Source organism: Xanthomonas codiaei, from assembly GCF_002939785.1.
In the GTDB taxonomy this organism is placed as follows: domain Bacteria; phylum Pseudomonadota; class Gammaproteobacteria; order Xanthomonadales; family Xanthomonadaceae; genus Xanthomonas; species Xanthomonas codiaei.
The window spans coordinates 1-5697 of sequence record NZ_MDEC01000062.1; the positions used below are offsets into that span (position 1 = coordinate 1).

3 protein-coding genes are annotated in these 5697 nt (G+C 53.7%); all 3 read right to left on the reverse strand.

What is annotated here, in order from left to right; genetic code table 11:
- Window positions 1-314 precede the first annotated feature (314 nt).
- A complete protein-coding gene (locus XcodCFBP4690_RS22595; protein WP_146092024.1) occupies window positions 315-941 on the reverse strand; it encodes a hypothetical protein in 627 nt (208 codons plus the stop codon).
- 536 nt (window positions 942-1477) lie between these two features.
- Window positions 1478-3508, reverse strand: a complete 2031-nt coding sequence (locus XcodCFBP4690_RS21905) for a Shedu immune nuclease family protein (RefSeq protein WP_104544370.1) — start codon at window positions 3506-3508, stop codon at window positions 1478-1480.
- A gap of 1486 nt (window positions 3509-4994) precedes the next feature.
- Window positions 4995-5321: a hypothetical protein gene (locus tag XcodCFBP4690_RS21920; protein ID WP_104544371.1), complete on the reverse strand. Its 327-nt coding sequence runs from the start codon at window positions 5319-5321 to the stop codon at window positions 4995-4997.
- Between the last annotated feature and the right edge of the window lie 376 nt (window positions 5322-5697).

Genomic DNA, 5697 nt, shown 5'->3' on the forward strand with positions numbered 1-5697 from the left:
CCCTGGCCGGACTCCACTTCGTCGTCTTCTCCATCCTCATGCTTGGAAATGCCGCGTCTCTATTTCAAAGTTCATAACACGCTCTACAGAACATCCACTCGCCGTGGCTCACGGCGATGGCAATCCCCCACCCAGAACGGTGATGGCTGCTGCCTGGAGCCGACCGCATGCACGCCAGCGAACTTACGGAGGCAGCAACCACCAACGCATTTACTCCACAATCCCCCAACACCTTGGGCAACGCGTTTACTCCACCATCTCCTAACACCTTGGGCTAAGCGGCGCCGCGAGACGGCGTCGGCTTGCATGAATTGTTAGATGCGCGACTGGGTGCTACCGGCAATCCGTTGGATCTCTGGCCTAAGAGTGCCATAACGGAATTCAACGCCAAGCACCACAAAAATCTCCTCGTTAGGGTCGACGAGTTTGAAAATATGCCCGTATTGAACTTTTGCCGTTTGGTACGGACCGATCATGGGATCAGGAAAGATCATTCCAGAATCCAGCCCGAGGAAGTAGCAATCTAAACGTTCGTCAAAGTGCTCAAGTGAGTCTCTCAATGCTCTGTCTTTGAGCGGCGAGTCATCAGGCACACCAAATGACTCGCGCAATTTGGCGCCTCGCGCTTCCGCCAAGGCCACAAATGGCGAGTTCCTTTTGCTGTTTTGCCTCGATGGCCAGAAGTATCGCGAGAGATTACCGCAGTGCCCAAGAGCTTCATGGACAGAACTCACAGCCTCAGAGTCATCCTTTGCTTCGAGCGCGGCATCGAACCGATCAAAGGCATGCAAAGCCCGGCTAGCGCTGTGGTAAAGGGCGCGTCTATATATTTCCCGAAAATAGGGAACAACTCCGCCCCATTCGGTTGCAACCAAAGTGGCGCGACGCTCAAGTTCTTGATTGTCTAGATCATCAGATCGCAACGTACTGTCTCCGCGCATCTAACGCTTGAATTAAACCACGCCGCGAAGCGGCGTCGGCTTGGACGATGTTAGGCCGCACCGCTATTTCCGGTTCCATGCCGGTTTGTACAGCCAAATTAGAAGCCTCTCTAGGGCAGCGACATGGTCTGGATCAAAGACTTCCAACCACCGAGCATATACATTTGCTTTGATGTGCTCGCGACGCAAGCCCCGATCCAGGAATTGCTCTTTGAATTCTCGCTGACAAGCATGATTGTCATCCCCGGATACATGCTTACGGAGAAGGCGGTCCCTTAGGCCTTGAGACCCCTTGGCCTCGCCGATGTACACGATTTCTCCGCCAACAAGAAACATGTAAACCCCTGCGCCGTTCGGAGGGTCCGCGACGCCGAGTGGTACCGCTTCGGTACGCAAGAGCGCTTCCGCGTCTTCCTGCAGCCGCGACAGAGCTTCCTTGAGTGATATTGGCGACAATTGGTGGCTCCCGTGCGGCCTAACGCTTGAATTAAGCCGAGCCGCGCAGCGGCTTCGGCTTGAATGATCTGCTAGCGCAACTAGTTATGCGGAAGCCCGAGTTTACTGAAGAAAGCGCGATTGCGTTCCTCAGCGCCCCTCAGCAGCCGATCATACGACATGACCTCGATGTAGCTCTTGTAGTTGTCGTTATAGCCAAAGAACCCCATGCGATCGGCTGTAACGGTTAGATTTGCGAGCCGGCAGCGCGCCTCGACGCTCGACGTAATGTCACAAACGATGTAACAAAATCCAGGAATTTCCTCAGAGCGCGGAATGGGTCTTCCACGAGCCGTCGTTACTTGGCCTTTACGAATTCTGTCGAGGTAACCGAGTGCCTGTGTAATCGGGTCCTTATCTTCACCCTCCCTCGCATCATTGCGCATCGGGCGTTTTAGCTCGATTACCACTATCGATCCGAGAGGAAGAGCTCCTTTGTCTGAAACCAGAATGGGTTCATCAAAAACGTTGAGTGCAACAATATCCGGCTCTTTTCCCTCTTTGCTCCCTGTGATCGGAAGGCTGGACAGAGGTTTGTCGGAAGCCAAGTAGTCGTGGAATGCTAACCTTTCGTCTAATAGCCAGAGATTACTTTGATCCAAGTGAATGCTATCCGAGTCCTTTTGCATTGGAAAAATGAACTCGTGAATCAAGTCTTCTCGGGCGTAACGATCGTCAGACTGCTTCTCTATTGCGCGTCGCAGGACGTCCAACACGATCTTTCTATGAAACACGTAATCGGCCAAGTCCGACTTCTTCACATCATCAACTTTTGACAAGTACTCGGAAAGACGCTCCTTATACCGAACTATGCTTTCACCCTCACGAATTGCAAGGACCTCGTGACCTTCAGATATAAGGCTAATCTCCAACTCTGCGAGCTGCTTATGAAGAATGAGATCAAGATCCTTGTCCGAAATTCCTGGATCAACTGCCAGCTTCTCGTCCGCAATGTGTTTCAGCACGGTGCGATATCTGGGTGCTCTTTCTCTAACGAAAGAATCAATCCGCTGTTGGCTTGCTTCGACGCTCGCGAACAAAGCCTCGCGCAAGAAGTCTTGCGAGCACTTGAGTGCTTCAGACCTGATCCTCGACAGATCGGGAAGCCCGAGCGAACCTCCGTTTTCCGGAATGGCGAACTCGGTTCGCTCGGGCCGAACTCGATCGTCCAGGTATGGAGAGGTCAAGTATCCGACATATAGGAAGTCGCCATCAGAATCAGTAAGCTTGCCAAAAAGTCCGGGGACTTTCCCGGTTATGGACTCCTCCCTAACGACTCGTCCCGCTGCACACCACGCGAGTGCTGGGCTTTGCCTGGAATTTGCCTTCAGCTTGAGATGCGTAATTTCGAAGACATTGTCAGAAAGAGTGAAATTTTCAGCTTTCGAGGACGTATGCATGTAGTTCTCGTACATCTCAGTGAGGCTGAACCGCTCACCGGAATCGATGACTTTAATCTCCGGCGCGCCGCCGTTTCTGACGAAGTACCACAGACAATGCTCCATCAGGGCAGTGGCGATAGTCTGCCCGCTTTTTGGCGACCTCTCTCTATAAGCTTTCCTAAATCCATTGAGCGTTATTGTTGTTTTGTTGTGGTTTGCCTCAACCACCTCAATGCAAGAATTCTCAACCCCGTTCAATCCAAATTTGAAAATTCGGTTCTTGTAGACGTCGTCAAGAGGGTCTTTGAACGTGCTGTCGATCGCAGCAGAGTCGAATGCCTTCAGCCATAGAAGTCTGCCTACGCCACGACAACCAAGCCTGGCCTTGTGTTCGCTGTCTAGTGTCTGAAACGACGTATAGTTTTCGTCATTAAATCCTTCTCCATTGTCGGATACGACGAAGGAGCTGATGGGTTCAAGTGGCGGTGCCCCTCTTCTTGACTCGTCCTGGAAAGCAAGTACCGTCTGCGGCTCGCGGCACACAAGGACCGAGACGTGACCCATCCCCGTCGCGTCGCGGCGACCGTCGATGGCATGAATGGAGTTAACTACCGCCTCGAAAAGAGGAGCGAGCCCATGAGCGAACGGCAGGTCTGTGTTCCGGAGGCGTCCTCTTAGGGATGTCCTCATTTGCGTTGCGTCTTGCATTCCTGGGCCCGTGCGTAGTGATGGGGTTGGCGCCAACGCCGCGCTTTAGCCGCGGCTCTGCCGTAGCGGCAGAGCGCGGAGGCAGAGACGTCGGCTGGAAGCGATGGTTGAGCCTGAACGCTCATGTGTACTGGGCAATGCGGGCGCATTGAACGCAGAACTCCTTAACCGGAAACTCGACTATGGAATCCGGTTGATGATTGGGCTTGTCGACTGCCACGACAAAAATGTGTTGGCCAGATTGGTCCACGCGAAAATTTGAGTCGTTGGGCCGGCGATGCTTAATTTTATTGAGCAACCTTTCCAGGGTAAGAGCAGCGCCAGTACCAGGAACGACTCCGTTGCCGGGGCCTGCTGCCGGAAGTGCTTGCTGCTGTGCCCTAGTAACAGATACAACTGACAACCCACATTGGCCGTTCAAACCTGCCTCAAGTTGAGATCCGGCGTATGTGTTTGCTGCCTTTGAATCGTCTCTGGCCCTAAGAACTACGTTCACAATATGGTCCAGATGAGCCATCGCTTCTGAACTTACGCGTGCGGCTCGCACAAGATCAGGGCAGACTTTCTGCCACGCAGCCAGAAACAACACCGAGCAGTTCTCCAGCTGGTATATGGACTCCCCAATAGATGAAGGGGAGTTTGACGAAGCCCCGGTCAAGAACGAGATGTTTCCCACTGATCGAATCTCCCTTTAGGCCCAACGCTTGAATTAGGCCGAGTTGCGAAGCAACTTCGGCTTGAATGAGTTGTTATGCAGTGAGTGGCCGCAAAGGTTGGATGCATGCAACCATGCTACCCAGCACTGCCGCCTGGACAAAGTGTGCCACAGCTTGAAGGATGAAGCTTGCCCAGCGGAGCAACGGCGCGTGATGCCACCGAAGCCAAGCGCAACGAGCGCAGCGCGGGAACGAGGCGACAAGGCGAAGCACCCAACTAACCCCAACCCATAACGGTGGTGACTACCGCCCAGAGCCGACCGTATGCGTGTCAGCCAACTCACCGAAGCCGCACCCGCCAACGCGTTTGCTCCCCATCGCCTAACGCTTGAGTTAAGCCGAGTTGCGAAGCAACTTCGGCTTGAATGAGTTGTTAGGCCCCGGCAGCTGCCACCGGGGGCTCAATAGCCAAGCATAGAGCAAGCACCGGTGCTTGAGCCAAGCTACAACTCGTCAAGTGCGCGAATGTTGTGCCGGCGGACAATCTGGCCAGACGAGCGATCTACGACCAGGTAGAAGGGCAAGAAATCTTGCGCGTGGTTGGAGTAGACAATCCTACCGGCCGCGTTCTCTGAGTCCTTAAAGAAGCCGAAACCCATGATCTGTTCTGCCTGAGCTACAGTCATGCCCGGTAGCACCTGATCCCAGAGATGCTTGAGTTCGCGATGACGGAAGTAGTGACAAAGGTTGAACACAGGTCCTAACGCTTGAATTAAGCAGAGACGCGAAGCGGCTTCAAATTGAATGAATTGTTAGACCGTGTCACCGAACTCCCGGACATGCGGCACATACGCTGAAATAACCGAAACGCAGAGGCACTCTGAGACCCAGCCCCCAGAGGCGACCTTGTAAAGAACATGGCCCGTAGTGAGAGGATTCTGCCAATACTCAAGCATGTCTCCCTCATCCATGACTTGGAATGCCCGGACGAAGAGGAAGTGGATCTCATGATAGCGGTCAATACTTTTCTGTGCGGCTAGAACAATGCGCAGACCGGAACTGGTGTTGCTGATCTCGGTAACGTCCGGACCCACTTGCCATTCGATCTCGGAGCCGACAGGTTTTAGAAGTGTCTGCATACGGCCTAACACCTGAGTTAAGCCGCCCTGTGGCGTGGCGGCGGACATGTGCGAGCGTAGCGTAAAGCATATGGCCAATGCCACGATACGGGGTCGGCTTGAACGAATTGTTAGGCGCTAACCGTCGCGCTGATTGGCTAGCGCCCGCTTCAGAAAGTCCTTAGCCATCCGTCCTCCGCCATCCACGTGCCGAAGCGCGCCCCTATAACTAACGTTAACCGCTCCTGCATCGTCGAGATGTTGGTCGCAATGCGCTTTCGCGTTAGTAGCCGCTAGCCAGTCATTGAACTCTAGAGCGTGTTATGAACTTTGAAATAGAGACGCGGCATTTCCAAGCATGAGGATGGAGAAGACGACGAAGTGGAGTCCGGCCAGG

Excerpts from the sequence above, each read along its gene's own strand:
- XcodCFBP4690_RS22595 (WP_146092024.1), bottom strand. The coding sequence starts at position 941 with ATGCGCGGAGACAGTACGTTGCGATCTGATGATCTAGACAATCAAGAA.
- XcodCFBP4690_RS21905 (WP_104544370.1), bottom strand. The coding sequence starts at position 3,508 with ATGAGGACATCCCTAAGAGGACGCCTCCGGAACACAGACCTGCCGTTC.
- XcodCFBP4690_RS21920 (WP_104544371.1), bottom strand. The coding sequence starts at position 5,321 with ATGCAGACACTTCTAAAACCTGTCGGCTCCGAGATCGAATGGCAAGTG.